At 58.5% G+C, this 15,225-nt stretch carries 15 protein-coding genes and 1 tRNA gene; 3 read left to right on the top strand and 13 right to left on the bottom strand.

Annotated features, from left to right (window positions below):
* Position 1 precedes the first annotated feature (1 nt).
* The 5 genes from G6N80_RS10395 to G6N80_RS10375 form a co-directional block, all read right to left on the bottom strand.
* Complete coding sequence (locus G6N80_RS10395) at positions 2 to 709, bottom strand: YoaK family protein (RefSeq protein ID WP_165133578.1); 708 nt, start codon at positions 707 to 709, stop codon at positions 2 to 4.
* A 230-nt stretch (positions 710 to 939) separates the two neighbouring features.
* On the bottom strand, positions 940 to 1,767 hold the full coding sequence (locus G6N80_RS10390; protein ID WP_062554970.1) for an alpha/beta hydrolase: 828 nt from the start codon (positions 1,765 to 1,767) through the stop codon (positions 940 to 942).
* An 18-nt stretch (positions 1,768 to 1,785) separates the two neighbouring features.
* Positions 1,786 to 2,625: a tryptophan 2,3-dioxygenase gene (kynA, locus tag G6N80_RS10385; RefSeq protein WP_062554971.1), complete on the bottom strand. Its 840-nt coding sequence runs from the start codon at positions 2,623 to 2,625 to the stop codon at positions 1,786 to 1,788.
* Positions 2,622 to 3,821 (bottom strand): kynureninase, encoded by a 1,200-nt coding sequence (kynU, locus tag G6N80_RS10380; RefSeq protein ID WP_062554972.1) that lies wholly within the window; start codon positions 3,819 to 3,821, stop codon positions 2,622 to 2,624. Before kynU ends, kynA begins: the two co-directional genes overlap by 4 nt.
* 120 nt (positions 3,822 to 3,941) lie before the next feature.
* Positions 3,942 to 4,499 carry a DNA-3-methyladenine glycosylase gene (locus G6N80_RS10375; protein WP_062554973.1) on the bottom strand — a complete coding sequence of 186 codons (558 nt, stop codon included), beginning with the start codon at positions 4,497 to 4,499 and terminating at the stop codon, positions 3,942 to 3,944.
* Between the two features lie 109 nt (positions 4,500 to 4,608).
* Between G6N80_RS10375 and G6N80_RS10370 the strand changes: the two genes are divergently transcribed.
* The gene (locus tag G6N80_RS10370) at positions 4,609 to 4,863 is read left to right on the top strand and encodes a hypothetical protein (RefSeq protein ID WP_062554974.1); all 255 of its coding nucleotides are present in this window, start codon (positions 4,609 to 4,611) and stop codon (positions 4,861 to 4,863) included.
* 91 nt (positions 4,864 to 4,954) lie between these two features.
* Here G6N80_RS10370 and G6N80_RS10365 read toward each other — a convergent pair.
* A tRNA-Ala gene (locus G6N80_RS10365) sits at positions 4,955 to 5,030 on the bottom strand.
* A 151-nt stretch (positions 5,031 to 5,181) separates the two neighbouring features.
* Positions 5,182 to 5,568: a TIGR02300 family protein gene (locus G6N80_RS10360; protein WP_062555449.1), complete on the bottom strand. Its 387-nt coding sequence runs from the start codon at positions 5,566 to 5,568 to the stop codon at positions 5,182 to 5,184.
* Between the two features lie 266 nt (positions 5,569 to 5,834).
* On the opposite strand from G6N80_RS10360, the gene cmk reads away from it, so the two are divergent.
* Together cmk and rpsA are read left to right on the top strand one after the other, a co-directional pair.
* Positions 5,835 to 6,470 carry a (d)CMP kinase gene (gene cmk, locus G6N80_RS10355; protein WP_165133575.1) on the top strand — a complete coding sequence of 212 codons (636 nt, stop codon included), beginning with the start codon at positions 5,835 to 5,837 and terminating at the stop codon, positions 6,468 to 6,470.
* Positions 6,471 to 6,641: 171 nt separating this feature from the next.
* Positions 6,642 to 8,345: a 30S ribosomal protein S1 gene (rpsA, locus tag G6N80_RS10350; protein WP_062554976.1), complete on the top strand. Its 1,704-nt coding sequence runs from the start codon at positions 6,642 to 6,644 to the stop codon at positions 8,343 to 8,345.
* A gap of 69 nt (positions 8,346 to 8,414) precedes the next feature.
* On the opposite strand, the gene G6N80_RS10345 is transcribed toward rpsA, so the two are convergent.
* The 6 genes from G6N80_RS10345 to exbB form a co-directional block, all read right to left on the bottom strand.
* A complete protein-coding gene (locus G6N80_RS10345) occupies positions 8,415 to 10,136 on the bottom strand; it encodes a hypothetical protein (RefSeq protein ID WP_165133572.1) in 1,722 nt (573 codons plus the stop codon).
* A 228-nt stretch (positions 10,137 to 10,364) separates the two neighbouring features.
* Positions 10,365 to 10,991 carry a ribonuclease D gene (locus tag G6N80_RS10340; RefSeq protein ID WP_165133569.1) on the bottom strand — a complete coding sequence of 209 codons (627 nt, stop codon included), beginning with the start codon at positions 10,989 to 10,991 and terminating at the stop codon, positions 10,365 to 10,367.
* 534 nt (positions 10,992 to 11,525) lie between these two features.
* The gene (locus tag G6N80_RS10335; protein ID WP_165133566.1) at positions 11,526 to 12,527 is read right to left on the bottom strand and encodes an Ldh family oxidoreductase; all 1,002 of its coding nucleotides are present in this window, start codon (positions 12,525 to 12,527) and stop codon (positions 11,526 to 11,528) included.
* A 117-nt stretch (positions 12,528 to 12,644) separates the two neighbouring features.
* On the bottom strand, positions 12,645 to 13,625 hold the full coding sequence (locus G6N80_RS10330) for a TonB family protein (protein WP_165133563.1): 981 nt from the start codon (positions 13,623 to 13,625) through the stop codon (positions 12,645 to 12,647).
* 10 nt (positions 13,626 to 13,635) lie between these two features.
* Positions 13,636 to 14,091 carry a TonB system transport protein ExbD gene (gene exbD, locus G6N80_RS10325; protein WP_062554982.1) on the bottom strand — a complete coding sequence of 152 codons (456 nt, stop codon included), beginning with the start codon at positions 14,089 to 14,091 and terminating at the stop codon, positions 13,636 to 13,638.
* A gap of 1 nt (position 14,092) precedes the next feature.
* Complete coding sequence (gene exbB / locus G6N80_RS10320) at positions 14,093 to 15,091, bottom strand: tonB-system energizer ExbB (RefSeq protein ID WP_183898024.1); 999 nt, start codon at positions 15,089 to 15,091, stop codon at positions 14,093 to 14,095.
* Positions 15,092 to 15,225 lie beyond the last annotated feature (134 nt).

Raw genomic sequence — 15,225 nt, 5'->3', positions numbered from 1 at the left:
ACTATCTACGTGAGGTGCTGGCAGGGCGCTGGTTATAGCGGTGGTGCAGCGTCTTGCGGATGAAAAGCGACGAAATGGCGATGCCCATGGCAAATACAGCCGCAAGGAACAATGATTCGCGCGCAAATGCACCGCCGATCAGGGCGCCGCACAGGGCACCCGTCACCATGCCGGACCAGGGTACGATCTGGATGGACCAGTCCAGCCGCCGGTCTCCCATGATGAAGCGGCCAATGCCGCGCCCCAGACGCGATAACGCGCCCGTCACATAGGTCAGGCCGATTGGCAGGCCTTCGATCTGTTCGACGGCGGCATTCACGACCCCCATGGCGAGAACGACGAGGTAGAAGCGCAAGACGCCAAGCTGAGGCTGGTCCAATATCGAAGCGAAACTAAGGAGCAGGGACACCGCCGCCAGAACCCCGAAGATCCTGCGTCGAACGATACTGGCGATGACGATGCCTAGCGCGTTGCCCATGACGAAAAGGGCAATGGCGCCGAGCAGCACCAGTCCATGTCCCCAGTTGCCATCCACGAAGAAAATGGCGGCGCGCGTGGTATTTCCCGTCATGAACGAAACAAAGTCGCCGGAAAGCCGCAGGCCGATGGCATCAGTCATTCCGGCCAGGAAGGAAATCGCGGCAACGAGCGCAATCCCTGTCCAGGCACGTTGCGCCCGAATCAATCGCTTTCGCCTCGCCACAGTCATTGGTCGTCACCCGGTGATTCGCATTCCGTCCCACCCAAGCGTAAAGCATGTCGCGCAAAAGTGTGCAGCGGTTTTGCGAAAACGACATGCGTTAAAACAAAGAGACAAAGCGCCAGGAGCGAATCTGAAAGATCGCGACACGCTTTGGATCCCCTTCAGACCGAAGGGGAGGGGCCATGTTGAGGAAGGTCGCTCACATTTTACAGACGAAGACGAAGAAGCGTGAAAAGTCAGGAAAGAAGGGTCTTCACCAGAGGATGATGAGGATCGGCAAGGCCGTCGACAATGGTGAAATGGTGCTTGTCAGGTTCCGCATAGGCTCCGGTTTCCGCGCCGAGACCGAGCCACACGCTGGCCATCAACGTATTCTGGCGAACGAATTCAGAGCGCTCGTTCGCACCCACCCAGCAGAAAAGGCGCGTGTCGCGACCGGGCCTCATCAAGACGGGACTTTCCTGAGCGGCCTCCGCATCGTCTAGCCGCAGCTTGGCATTGAGGTTGGTGTTCACCAGCGGCCGCAGATCATGAACGCCGGAAATCGAAACCACCGTCCGCACCCGTGACCGAACATCGTTCGGCAGCGGTGAAGTTTCGGCCACCATGCGGGTGACAAGATGCCCGCCGGCGGAGTGGCCTGTCAGGTGGATTGGTCCGTCGATCTCGCCTGCCGCATCCGAAATCGCAGCGGCAACTTCCTGAACGATGTTACCCACACGCACATCCGGACAAAGCGTGTAGGAAGGCATGGCCACCGCAAAGCCATGCTCGATGCTGCCATGGGCCAGATGCGACCAGTAGTTTTTGTCGAGTGCCTGCCAATAGCCGCCGTGGATGTAGACGACCAGACCCTTCGGGGTTCCTTGTGGCAGGAAGAGATCAAAGCGATTACGCGGGTTTGCACCATAGGAAAGATCGAGCCGGGCGCGACCTGCTTCGATCATGCGTTCGCGATAGAGCCTTGCCGGTTCCACCCAGACTTCAGGCCAGGCTTCGCCGCGCGGGATGTTGCCGCCGTTTGTATAGGCGTCGCTCCAGTCATCGATCCGGTAAAACAGCATGAATCCCTCCCGCTGGTGTCAAAGTACGGTTCTGACGCGCCACAATTCTGGAAACAGTTCCACCTCCAGCATCTTCTTCAGATACTGGGTGCCAGACGTCCCACCGGTGCCGCGCTTGAAGCCGATGACACGCTCGACGGTGGTGACATGGTTGAAACGCCAGCGACGGAAATAGTCTTCGAAATCCACCAGCTTTTCCGCCAACTCGTAAAGCACCCAATGTTTGCCGGGCGCCGCATAGACGGCTCGCCAGGCTTCCAGCACCTGCTCGCTCTCACCACGTTTGTCACGCCAATCCTGGCGTTCGCCGTCAGCGCCGATGTCGAAACCGCTTCGTCCGAGAAGCAGAATGGCTTCATCGTAAAGGCTTGGGCGGGACAAGATGTCTTCCAGATGCGTCATCAGGTCCGGGCGGTGCTGGTGCGGCCCCAGCATCGCTGCATTGCGATTGCCCGCCAGAAACTCGATGGCGCGATACTGATAGGACTGAAAGCCGGAAGACTGACCAAGCGCGTTGCGGAAATCGGTATATTCGCTTGGCGTCATCGTGCGCAGCACGTCCCAGGCACTGTTCAATTGCTCGAATATGCGTGCCACGCGTGACAGCATCTTGAACGCGGGCTGCGGATCGTCCCGTCGAATGGCCTGCATGGCGGAGGTTATCTCGTGGATCGCGAGCTTCATCCAGAGCTCGGACGTCTGATGCTGGATGATGAACAGCAATTCGTCATGCGCGCTGGAAAGCGGCTTCTGGGCAGACAGGATCGGGTCGAGCTGCAGATAATCCGTATAGGACATGCGCTCGCGAAAGGACATTTGCGCCCCCTCCCGGGAAGGATCGTAGGGCTTGTCGGTCACGTCACGAGCGCCTTCTGCTTGAATTGCGGTTGGTCCCAGAGATTATTCGTCATGATGTCGGCCAGAATATCGACAGCAGCGCGAACGTCGGTCTCATCGATATAAAGCGGCGTGAAACCAAAGCGGATTGCGTCTGGCGCACGGAAATCACCAATCACGCCGCGGCTGATCAAGGCCTGCATGATCGCATAGCCTTCCGGATGGATGAAGGATACCTGGCTGCCCCGCTGGGTGCCGTCGCGTGGTGAACCGAGTTTCAGGCTCGGGCATTTGCCTTCAACCTCACGAATGAACAGATCGCACAGCGCAATCGACTTCTGTCGGATATCGGCCATGTCGATGCCGTCCCACGCATCGAGAGCCGCATCGAGCGCCGCCAGCGCAATGATCGGCGGCGTACCGACGCGCATGCGGTCTATTCCGTCGCCCGGACGATAGGTAAGATCGAAAGCAAACGGTCTTTCGTGCCCCAGCCATCCCGAGAGGGCAGGACGTGCCTTGTCCGCCCATTTCGGCGCCACATAGATGAAGGCGGGCGCCCCCGGCCCACCGTTCAGATATTTATAGGTGCAGCCCACGGCGAAATCGGCTTCAGCCCCCGCGAGGTCAACCGGGATGGCGCCTGCAGAATGCGCCAGATCCCAGATCGCAAGTGCACCCACGGCATGGGCCTTGGCGGTCAGCACCTTCATGTCATGCAGCCGGCCGGTGCGATAATCCACTTCCGTGAGCATCGTCACGGCCACGGTCTCATTGATCGCCGCCTCCACTTCGTCCGGCGCGACCACTTTGAGCACGTAACCGCGATCGAGAGACTTTATGAGTCCTTCCGCCATGTAGAGATCGGACGGAAAGTTACCGCTGTCCGACAGGATCACCCTGCGGCTTTTGTCTTCAACGAGATCGAGGGCTGAGGCAAGTGCCTGATAAACCTTGATAGAAAGCGTGTCACCCATGACCACGGTTCCGGCAGGTGCACCGATCAGTCTGCCAACGCGGTCGCCTATCCGGCGGGGCATGGTCATCCACTGCGCGTCGTTCCAGCCGCGGATCAGCATCTCGCCCCACTGATGTGTCATCAGCGAGGAAACCCGCTCGACGGCTGAATGCGGCAAGGGCCCGAGCGAATTCCCATCCAGATAAATGACACCATCCGGCATGTAAAACAGTTTGCGTGTCCTAGCGAAATCCATCATGCCGACAATCCCATCATAAACCTCACCGCCTCGTCATAGCCGAAGAATATAGACGATAACGATAATCCAGATATTTTAAGTTTAAAATAGTCTTGGTGAGGTGACTGCCAATTTTACCAATCAAGACGACCTGAATTTTTTGCTCACGTAGACGGAATTCTGCAGACCGAAGCGCCAGAGATGATCAACCGCCTTGCTGATGCCGATTCTCCGGTCTGTGACGACCAGCACCGATTCGTGGGATGGTTTCAGTTCGAAGGGCGCGTCTGACAAGGGTAGGCCATCATGCCGGATGTCGATGCCGAGTGCCTGGGAAACCCTTCCGGGTCCAGCGCATAGCAGTAATGGATCGGAAACCCGGCGCCGCTCTTCCATTTCTGCCAGGCCGTGGACCGGCTGGAGGGCGCGGATCAGCACCGCGCTTGCGGGAAGGCACACGAAGTTCAGGCACCAGTGGATGCCATAGGAACGGTAGACATAGGCGTGCGCGGGCGGCCCGAACATGGAGCGGTTGCGGTTGGTCTGACCGCGAAAACTATGCGAAGCCGGATCATCGGGCATATAGGCTTCAGTCTCGACGATGACCCCGCCAATGCCATCAACGCAAAGGCTCGCACCGATGAGATCGCGGGCAACCTCGACGGCGCTCCTGTTGAAAAACTGTTCTAATTCCTGCAAACGCCTCTTTCTCCCATTTCCCTGTCGCTATCTGGACGCGGCGAAAACATTCGGCAAGTCAAAGATCAGCAGGCTTGCCATCGTCAAGCTCCCATCTTAGGTAAGCGCCATGGCTGCGCGCGATCGATACTCCCGGAAACTTGAATGCCCTCAATGCGGACACTCCGGCTTTGCCGAGGTTTCCGAGGATGATGACCCGCGCCGCAAGGACCCCGGCTTCCAGATCGACGAAATGCCGAGGGGCTTCTCGACCGAATTCGCGTCACGCGATCCCCGCAAATACATGCTGCGCTGCCAGTGCAGCCACAAGTTTCGCTTTGAAAGCAAAAGCGTTTACGCGCCGGGCGGCGAGCCGCGGCGGTAGGTGGTCTGGTAGGTCGACGAGGTTGGTCTGAAACGCTCGTCTGCTACGACAGATGCAACAGCTTCAAACGTAGAATTAGAACGGAAAAGTTTGGTGGAGCTAAGCGGGATCGAACCGCTGACCTCTTGCATGCCATGCAAGCGCTCTCCCAGCTGAGCTATAGCCCCATCAGGGTACCGGGCATTTACCGGTTCCGGGAACCCGTTCGAAGCAGCGCTTCTGTCGGGGTGGCGGCTTATTACTTCCGGAAATTTCCAAGCGCAAGCCGAAAATGAAAAGCCCGGTGATTTTTTTCACCGGGCCTCGAAATTCAAGAGCTTAGACTTCGTCTTCGTCGCCACCGACGCCGATGATGCCGGACACATCGTCATCATCATCATCTTCATCGGCTTCCAGGAACGTGTCGTCGTCGTCGCCGTCGATCTCGACGTCGTCATCGCCCATATCCGGAATGTCATCGCCAGCCGCCGCGTCATCACCCTCTTCGAGCGAGACCAGTTCGACATCGGGATTTTCCGTATCGACTTCGGCGACCTCTTCCTCTTCGGCCTGCTCCATCTTCATCTGCGCCGTGTTCTCTTCAAAGAAAGAGAGTGGCCAGGATTTGCCGGTGTAAGGAGAGACGACCGGATCTCTGTTCAGGTCGTAGAATTTCTTGCCCGTATCCGGGTCGGTACGCTTGGTTCCAAGTTCCGCTTTTGCCACTGTGGATGCCCCGTGAGAATGGCCGATCAGTTCGGCGTTGCCGCAAATGCGACGCTCAAAAATGTTAGCCGGTCCCATTAAAGCTTGTAAATCCCCATGTCAAAGGCAAACTTCGCATGTAAATGCCCGGTTTCCGGCCCTTTTGCAGAACCTGTCGCGTGCGCGTTGTCTCCCATCAACTCACGAGGACAATACAAAACTTCTCCGTCTGGTCATGCGGCGGATATTTCGTTAAGCCGGATCCCGTTGATTTTCGGGAGTGAGTCATGACTTTTATCATCGCGATCGATGGGCCAGCTGCTGCCGGCAAAGGAACGCTCTCGCGCAAGATAGCCGATACCTACGGCTTCCATCACCTCGATACGGGCCTGACTTACCGGGCCACCGCAAAGGCGCTTCTGGATGCCGGCCTGCCGCTGGACGACGAGGCCGTGGCCGAGAAAATGGCTTGCGAGGTCGATCTGGCCGGTCTTGATCGCTCCGTCCTGGCGCAGCACCATATTGGAGAGGCGGCCTCCAAAATCGCAGTCATGCCGTCGGTTCGGCGCGCCCTTGTCGAAGCCCAGCGCGCCTTTTCGAACCGAGAGCCGGGAACCGTATTGGATGGGCGCGATATCGGCACGGTTGTCTGCCCACAGGCGCAGGTCAAGCTGTATGTGACGGCCTCGCCGGACGTGCGAGCAAGGCGTCGTCATGACGAAATCATCGCAAATGGTGGAAGTGCCGATTACGAGGCCATTTTCGAAGATGTCAAAAAGCGCGATGAACGCGATATGGGTCGCGCCGATAGCCCTTTGAAACCGGCAGATGATGCGCACTTGCTTGATACATCGGAAATGAGTATAGAGGCCGCATTTCAGGCAGCCAAGATCTTGATCGACGCAGTCCTGAACCCCAATTGACGGTCCGTCGGCCAAGCCGGTGAACCGGAGACTGAACAGACTAAGCTTGAAGATATGGGTCCTGCGCCGGATTGCCCTCGAAGTGTGTAGGGCGGACTTGTTCTTTGGGTATGAACAACACCAACCCCCGGCGCATTGCGTGCCAGACAAACGGCACGATCAGGAGATTTCATGTCAGTAGCAACCCCCACGCGGGAAGATTTCGCAGCCCTTCTCGAAGAATCCTTTGCCTCTAACGATCTGGCCGAAGGCTATGTTGCCAAGGGTACAGTCACGGCAATCGAGAAGGACGTCGCGGTTATCGACGTAGGCCTCAAGGTTGAAGGCCGCGTTCCGCTGAAGGAATTCGGCGCCAAGGGCAAGGACGGCTCGCTCAAGGTCGGCGACGAAGTTGAAGTTTACGTAGAGCGCATTGAAAATGCTCTCGGCGAAGCTGTTCTGTCGCGCGAAAAGGCTCGCCGCGAAGAAAGCTGGATCAAGCTCGAAGCCAAGTTCGAAGCTGGCGAGCGCGTTGAAGGCGTTATCTTCAACCAGGTCAAGGGCGGCTTCACGGTTGACCTCGACGGCGCTGTTGCCTTCCTTCCGCGCTCTCAGGTCGATATCCGTCCGATTCGTGACGTAACGCCTCTGATGCATAACCCGCAGCCCTTCGAAATCCTCAAGATGGACAAGCGTCGCGGCAACATCGTTGTTTCGCGTCGTACGGTTCTGGAAGAGTCCCGTGCCGAGCAGCGTTCTGAAATCGTTCAGAACCTCGAAGAAGGTCAGGTTGTTGACGGCGTCGTCAAGAACATCACCGATTACGGTGCGTTCGTTGACCTCGGCGGGATCGACGGCCTGCTGCACGTCACCGACATGGCATGGCGCCGTGTGAACCATCCGTCGGAAATCCTGAACATCGGCCAGCAGGTCAAGGTTCAGATCATCCGTATCAACCAGGAAACTCACCGCATCTCGCTCGGCATGAAGCAGCTCGAGTCGGATCCGTGGGATGGCATCTCCGCCAAGTACCCGGTTGGCAAGAAGATCTCCGGTACCGTCACCAACATCACCGACTACGGTGCATTCGTTGAGCTGGAGCCGGGCATCGAAGGCCTCATCCACATCTCCGAAATGTCCTGGACGAAGAAGAACGTTCACCCCGGCAAGATCCTGTCCACGAGCCAGGAAGTTGACGTGGTCGTTCTCGAAGTCGATCCGTCCAAGCGTCGTATCTCGCTCGGCCTGAAGCAGACCCTCGAAAATCCGTGGCAGGCATTTGCCTACAGCCATCCGGCTGGCACGGAAGTTGAAGGCGAAGTCAAGAACAAGACCGAATTCGGCCTGTTCATCGGCCTCGAAGGCGACGTCGATGGCATGGTTCACCTGTCCGACCTCGACTGGAACCGTCCAGGCGAGCAGGTCATCGAAGAGTTCAACAAGGGCGATGTCGTCAAGGCTGTCGTTCTGGATGTGGACGTCGAGAAGGAACGCATTTCGCTCGGTATCAAGCAGCTCGGCCGTGATACGGTCGGTGAAGCCGCTTCCTCTGGCGAACTGCGCAAGAACGCTGTCGTTTCGTGCGAGGTCATCGGTGTTAACGATGGCGGCGTTGAAGTGAAGCTCGTCAACCATGAAGACATCACGTCGTTCATCCGCCGCGGCGATCTTGCCCGCGACCGCGATGATCAGCGTCCTGAGCGCTTCTCCGTTGGCCAGGTCTTTGATGCTCGCGTCGTCAACTTCTCCAAGAAGGACCGCAAGGTCATGCTGTCGATCAAGGCTCTCGAGATCGCAGAAGAGAAGGAAGCTGTTGCACAGTTCGGTTCGTCCGATTCTGGCGCGTCGCTCGGCGACATCCTGGGCGCGGCTCTGAAGAACCGCAGCAACGACTAATCGTCGCTGGACTGAATAGAACAACCCGCCGGTGCCTTGATTGGCCCCGGCGGGTTTTTTTGTTGCCTGTTACCAGCCGCCCAGTCGCCCGTAGAAGTCGGATGATTCTGCCGAGGTAGTTTCGTCCGCTTCAGATGTCTCGGGAGCGCCGCTGCGATGCGAAGCCTCATCACGGTCACGGGATTGGTCTTGCTGATTGTCTCGCCGCCGCCTGTGGTGCCGGTCCTCATCCTCTGCCTCCACCGCCGGAATCAGGGCATCCTCATCGTCACCCGGTCCGCCGTCTGAGGGGTAGAGCACATGCGCCGGCACAGCACTTTCCTTCAGGACTGTCCGCATCTGGACCAGAGCCTGCGCCAGACCCGCGATGGCGGATTCATCCTGAAGCAAGGCCGCGGTCAGACTGAGCGGGATCGCAGGCTGTGGAATGATCTCCGCCGCACTGGGCACGGACATGGCGTCTGGTGGGGACGATTTCAAAACTGGTGCGTGATCTTTGGAAGCGGCTGCTTGCCGTGCGATCAGCGCCTCCTTGTTCAGACCTTCAAGCACATCTTCCCCAGCTGCCGAGCTGGCTACTCCGATGCGCTGAAAAAACAGATTGGAGCTGTTTTCCCCCTCTGCGCCGCCCATGATCTGCACTTCCGAGGCTTCAAGGATCAATCGCTTGGCAAGCATAGCATCATTTGCTTGCACTGCGCGGCCAGTTGGGTTGGCAGTGGTTTTCACATCCGTCGGGCGTGTCCCTGCCTCCTCATCTGCTTCACCATAGGCGTTGGGCAGGATCTGCCGATAGCCCCTTTCGTCAAAATCACTCTCGTCCAGAGTGAGAGAAGGGTTCCCCGTCTGCAGCGTTTCGGCTTTGGTTGAAGTGCTGGCAGAAACCTTCGTGAGGTTAGGCAGCGAATCTGCTGCCGCCTCGCTGTCGGATTGGGGGAGCGACGCCGGCATTGCCGTGGCCAGGGCAGGCGATGTGCTGGAGGGCATCGCGCTTCGGCCCCCCGGAACTGCGCGTTGCGAAGCCGCCCGGTCAATATCCGAATCACTGCCCTTGATGGCGATCTCAAGACTGACAGGCTCGTCGGCTCCAGATATGGCTTCTTGCGGACCTCGATCGGCCATTGGTTGGCCGCTGGAAAGGGCAGATCGAGTAGGCGCCCGCAGGTCGCCTGGAACCTGCTCTGGCAGCTGCAGCATAGGACGGGTGGTTCGAGACTGATCTATCGCCCCCGTATCATTGGCGGCTTTTGGCGGAATGACAGGCCGAAACGTCTCTGAAAAGTCGTCGATATCGTCAAGATCGGTATAGCCGGCTGTGATTTGACGCTGAGCCGCCTCGCGATCGCGACCGACCGTTTCCAGCTGCGCCGCAAGCTTCGTAGCCTCCGGCCCTGCTGGATTACGCAGTGCCTGCACAAGCATGCCAATCGCCAAACCACGGACCCACTGATTGAGCGCTTTCTGCAGAGCGGCTTGAGCGGATGGAGGCAATGCCTTCAGAGCGTCCAGCAACCGCTCCGTAAAGTTTGCCATGCTTTCGTCTGGTTGCCGCTCGATGTTCAACAAGGAGCCGATCATGTCCGTCACATTGGCAATGCTGCGCCCGCTGGAAAGCTGTCCGGCAAGTGCGAGTGCGACAAGCCGTTCCTGAACGGGTTGAGCCGCATTGACCGGGATTACCGGCTCAATGTCACTGCCTGCTGGCGGTTTGATGGACGGGGCTTCAACTGGTGCGTCCTGGGGTGATTGTGCCGGACGGAGAGAGGCAACGCTGGAAATAGGCGGCAGCATAGGGACACCTCCGCTTGCCTGGAACAACGGGCATTTCGGCGAACTTCAGGAGCCTCCCGGGTTTCCTTTCCCTGCGCCACGTCTCATGACGTGAATCTGCCGACAGGCTGTCAGCCTGCCCAGATCAAGGTAAATCTTTGGTAAACAAACTCCGCCGGGAGGCCGGTTTTATTGCGATCAGGCAATCAATATGTCGCAAATCGAACCAGTCGATCACCTTTGCAACCATCAACTATGGGCGAAGATATCCGTCTCTTCCCAGCCGAGAAGGTCGAGTTTCGAACGTGTCGGCAAGAAGGCAAAACAGGCTGCCGCCAGTTCCATACGATCGTCACGCATCAGGCGTGCGAGCAGCTTGTCTCGCAACGCGTGCAGATGCAGAACATCCGAGGCTGCATATTCGAGCTGTGCCTGAGACAGGACCTCGGCCGCCCAGTCTGTCTGCTGCTGCGCCTTGGAGATATCGACCTCAAGCAACTCCTTGAGATTGTCCTTCAGGCCGTGGCGGTCCGTATAGGTACGGGTAAGGCGGGAGGCGATCTTGGTGCAGAACACGTTTTCCGTCGTCACGCCGAAGGTATGGAAAAGCACCGCGATATCGAACCGGCCATAATGAAAGATCTTTTGCCGCGAAGCATCGGCCAGAAGACTGCAAAGATTCGGTGCCTGGGGTTGACCGCGGGCAATGCGAATAACGTCCGCTGTGCCGTCTCCGGGCGAGAGCTGGACGACGCAAAGGCGGTCTCGGCGCGGAACAAGGCCCAGAGTCTCCGTGTCGATTGCAACAGCATCCGTGTATCGCTTCATGTCCAACCCGGAAATGTCGCCCTCGTGATAGCGGATCGTCGTGCTCATGCCTGCCCTCGGTTATCAAGTCTCGGATCTATCGAGTGAATGCCTACTTCAATCCCAGCTTGATCAAAAGAGAAATCACCCTGAAGATCGAGGGTCTCCGCCCCATCCTTCCAAAGCCTCCCCATAGCAATCGCTCAAACATTTGGCGGCGGCGAGAAGAGATATGCAGTATACGCATTGCTGCATTGCGGTGAAACTCTTGTTCCCGCCGACCGTAAATCATATATATCAACCATCGAAGCGACGCACTCCTCCTCCCAGCGTCGCACGATGAGATCGGCAATCTCCTCCTCCTCCCAAATTGCCGATCAGGTTTAAAAGCCTGCCGCACCTCCTCCCGCGGCAGGCTTTTTCATTTCTAAAGCATGGCGCGCAATAGTGTGCCGCGGTTTTGCGGTAACGACACGCGATAAAACAAAGAGATAAGCGTCAGGAGCGAATCTGAAAGATCGCGACGCGCTTTAGAACGCCTTCATCAGCCGCTCTTGTAAACGCCTTGAAGCCGTCTAGGCTGCTTCTGCTGACTTCACGCCGTCAGTGACGCACAATCAGCTTTTCGATTGCCTGCATCAGGCTATCATCCACCTCTAGCCCGTTCTGAAGGGCAAGCGCGCGCAGACCCAGACCCCGTCGGCCAGGCAATCGTACACCTTCTTCGCGAGACATCTCCTCCGCAAGAAGCTGAATACGACTGTTGACGCGTTCACCGGCAGCCGCGCAGGGATCAATCGCGATGATGAAATGGCCGAGTGCCGGAGCGGGCCCTTGATCGTCGAAAAGCGAGCTTGCCTCGAAAGAATAGTTGGCGCCGGTCAGGCTGGCCGCCAAAACCTCCACCATCAAGGCCAAAGCGGCTCCCTTGGCGCCTCCAGCGGGGGCCATGGTGCCGGTCAGGGCGATCGTTGCATCGGTCGTGGGGTTTCCGTCAGGATCCAGAGCCCAGTCATCCGGTATTGATGTACCCTTCTGGTGCGCCTCCATAACCTTGCCGCGCGCGACTTTCGACAGGGCGAGATCAATGATGATCGGCTCCTGCCCTGGAACGGGCAAACCAAACGCTATGGGGTTCGTGCCGAAAAGCGGCCGTCTGCCACCCCATGGCGCCATGGATGCCGGAGCATTGGCAAACATCAGGGCAATGAGACCCTTCTCGGCAAACCGCTCCACCGTCAGCGCCAGAACGCCTGCGTGGTGCGAGCGATGAATGGCCGCCGCCGCAATACCTTGGCTCTTCGCAAGCGGAACGAGCCGATCAACGGCAATGTCGATGGCCGGATAAGCAAAACCCAACCCTGCATCGATTGAAAGCATCGAAGGTCGCGGTTGGATCACGGCAACATGTGCGTCCGGCTTCACCTTTCCGGACCGCGCCTGCGCGACGTAGGCCTGCACGCGTCTCAGGCCATGCCCGGATTGTCCAGCCGCCTCTGCCGCAACAAGGCTTTTCGCAACAGACAGTGCGGCTGTCGCAGGAACGCCATTGGCTTCGAAAACGGAAGCGATCTGACGTTCGAGTTCGGAAAGCGAAATATGCATGCTTCAGTCCTTGGCTGGTCGCGGCGAACGAATCCCGAGAGCGCGACCCGCAAGGGCTTCACAACATTGGCGCATATCGATATCGCAAAATCGCAACACACGTTTGCGCGGCATGCTTTAGCAGTTTCTATAGCCGAGCGGAACCGTAACCTTGTTGCCGATGCCCGAAGGCGGTGGCGGCACGGGAGAGGCCCGGCGAACCAGATCCACCATGTAGTCATCGAAATCGCCAAAGCCCGAAGAACGCGCCAGCGAAACGGCGCTCAGATTTCCGCCACCATCAATCCGGAAGCTCACATAGGCGGTGCTACCACGTCCATTGGCCGGGCACTTTCCGCGCTGACGGGCCAGATGCGCCGCAAGCTTGGCCTGCCACTTCGCCGGTGAAACGGAAGACGTGCCAGTTGCGCTGGATGTGGCGGCTGCAGCTGTCCGCGTCGATTCCTGAACGTCGGCCTTTGCCTGTACGGTAGCTTTCGCTGCCGGCGGCTGCGGCTTTGGCTTGCGCTGTTCTACCTTCTTTTCAGGCTTCGGCTCGGGCTTCTGCGTCACCACCGGCTTTGGCGTCTCCGGGGCAGGGCGGGCTGCGGGCAAAGGAACCTCGACATGCTCCAACATGGTCAGTTGTTGTTCCGCCGGTTGTTCAACGGGCTCCGGAATCTCTTGTGGAATGGTCTGGGTGGTTTCCTGCACCGGTTCCGGCTTCTCCTCGATCGGTGGCGGCTCCGGTTTGAGCATGGCAGTTTCCAGAGGCTGCTCTGCTGACGGTTCCGGTGTTGGCTCAGGTTCCGGGACGGGCTGTGCGTCAGGCGTCAACTCGGCCTGCTCAACCGGTTTGCTTTGCTCTGTCTTGACCTCAAGCGAGTCTTGCGTTTCTTCGGACACAACCGTTTCCTCGGTCGCTGCGGCTTCCGGAACCGCTGCAAGCTCGATCATGATCGCGGCAGGCGGCGCAAGATCACCGCTCTCCTCCGGCTCATGACGCAGCAGAACAGCGGCCGCAGCCAGATGCGCGGTTAGAACCAGCGAACTTGCCCCGGTCCACAGGGCTGCTTCACCCAGTCTTCGTTTCCATCTGCCGGCTGTGGATGTCATCATGACTAACTCCTCAAGGCCCTAGTGCCGGTGTCGTCGTTGATGGAACGCCAACCGTTTCCAGGCCCACAAGAGCGATCTTCAAATAACCAGCATCGCGCAAAAGGTTCATGACTTCCATGAAGTGGCCGTAGTCCACCATCTTGTCGGCACGCAGGAAGATCCGCGTATCCTTGTTGCCCTGTGTCTGCGCTTCCAGAGCCTGTGAAAGCTGCTCGCGCGCTACGGGGTCATTGCCAAGGTTAAGGCTAAGATCTTCCTTGACGGTCAGATACAGCGGTTGGTCAGGTCTCTGGGCCGGTTTCGCGGTCGAGGCGGGGAGATCGACATTGACATCCACTGTCGCGAGCGGCGCCGCCACCATGAAGATGATCAGCAGAACGAGCATGACATCGATGAAAGGGGTGACATTGATCTCATGATTCTCGCTCAGATCATCCCCATGGTTTTCGCGAATTCCACCTGCCATGTCACTCTCCCGCCATCAGCGACACGTTAGGCTTTGTACGCTGGCCAGGCGGCACTTTGCGGAAATCCAGATCGCGGCTCACCAGCCGCTCGACACCTGCGGCGGCATCGGCCAGTAACTGCCGGTAACCGGTAATGGACCGGGCAAAGATGTTGTAGATCACCACGGCAGGAATGGCGGCTACCAGACCGATCGCAGTCGCCAGCAGCGCTTCAGCAATGCCGGGTGCAACAACAGCAAGGTTGGTCGTCTGGGATTCGGAAATGCCGATGAAGGAGTTCATGATCCCCCAGACGGTCCCGAACAGTCCAACGAAGGGTCCGACGGAGCCAATCGTAGCAAGTGCACCGGTCCCGCGCATCATCCGGCGACCCGCGCCGACCTCGATCCGTGAAAGTACCGACGCGACGCGCTCCTTGACGCCTGAATTGTCGGCATGATCGAGCGTGGTCTCGGAAAGCTTGAGTTCGCGTGCTGCCTCATGAAGCATGGTGGCAGCCGGACCTTTACGCCGCTCCGCAAGCACAATGGCGTCCGCCAGTGTGCGCGACTGACGAACCGCCTCCACGATTGCCGTCGCGCGCCGCCGCGCGCCCATAAGTTCCAGAGATTTGGCCAGCCAGACCGTCCAGGTCAGCAGAGAGGCCAGCGCAAGGCCGATCATGACGCTCTTGACCACCCAATCGGCGGCCATGAACATGCCGAGAGGCGAAAGATTATGGGGAATGTCCGAGCGCTCGCCGCTTGGGAGCAACTGGGAGAGCGCTTGACCCGTTGCCTCGACAATTGACTTACCCTGTGGCGCGTCGCCGGCTGGCGGCGTTGCTGCCGAAGTAGCACCGGTTGACGGCGTGGTCTGCCCAGGGGCAGCAGGAGCGCTCCGGTCCAAAGGTGCCGTAACTGCCGGGGCGGCTTGCTGGGTCTGGGGAGTTGAAGGCTGCTCGGTTTGCGCAAGGACTGGCAGGGCAATAAATGCAAGGCAGGTTGCCACCAGAAGCATCCGGCTCCAAGAATTCCGGGCTGTCGGCGGTTGAATAGAGAGGTTGGCGAGTGTGTAAGACATGGACAGCTCCCGATTTCTGACCGGCATCAGGGATGACGGGTTATCCCGCCCTATCGCGGACAGGCCAGTCC

The organism is Rhizobium rhizoryzae, assembly GCF_011046895.1.
GTDB classification, from domain to species: Bacteria; Pseudomonadota; Alphaproteobacteria; order Rhizobiales; family Rhizobiaceae; genus Neorhizobium; species Neorhizobium rhizoryzae.
This window is presented reverse-complemented; position numbering and strand designations above follow the sequence as displayed.

Excerpts from the sequence above, each read along its gene's own strand:
- G6N80_RS10395 (WP_165133578.1), bottom strand. The coding sequence starts at position 709 with ATGACTGTGGCGAGGCGAAAGCGATTGATTCGGGCGCAACGTGCCTGG.
- G6N80_RS10390 (WP_062554970.1), bottom strand. The coding sequence starts at position 1,767 with ATGCTGTTTTACCGGATCGATGACTGGAGCGACGCCTATACAAACGGC.
- kynU (WP_062554972.1), bottom strand. The coding sequence starts at position 3,821 with ATGATGGATTTCGCTAGGACACGCAAACTGTTTTACATGCCGGATGGT.
- G6N80_RS10370 (WP_062554974.1), top strand. The coding sequence starts at position 4,609 with ATGGCTGCGCGCGATCGATACTCCCGGAAACTTGAATGCCCTCAATGC.
- cmk (WP_165133575.1), top strand. The coding sequence starts at position 5,835 with ATGACTTTTATCATCGCGATCGATGGGCCAGCTGCTGCCGGCAAAGGA.
- rpsA (WP_062554976.1), top strand. The coding sequence starts at position 6,642 with ATGTCAGTAGCAACCCCCACGCGGGAAGATTTCGCAGCCCTTCTCGAA.
- G6N80_RS10345 (WP_165133572.1), bottom strand. The coding sequence starts at position 10,136 with ATGCTGCCGCCTATTTCCAGCGTTGCCTCTCTCCGTCCGGCACAATCA.
- G6N80_RS10340 (WP_165133569.1), bottom strand. The coding sequence starts at position 10,991 with ATGAGCACGACGATCCGCTATCACGAGGGCGACATTTCCGGGTTGGAC.
- G6N80_RS10335 (WP_165133566.1), bottom strand. The coding sequence starts at position 12,527 with ATGCATATTTCGCTTTCCGAACTCGAACGTCAGATCGCTTCCGTTTTC.
- G6N80_RS10330 (WP_165133563.1), bottom strand. The coding sequence starts at position 13,625 with ATGATGACATCCACAGCCGGCAGATGGAAACGAAGACTGGGTGAAGCA.
- exbD (WP_062554982.1), bottom strand. The coding sequence starts at position 14,091 with ATGGCAGGTGGAATTCGCGAAAACCATGGGGATGATCTGAGCGAGAAT.
- exbB (WP_183898024.1), bottom strand. The coding sequence starts at position 15,091 with ATGCTTCTGGTGGCAACCTGCCTTGCATTTATTGCCCTGCCAGTCCTT.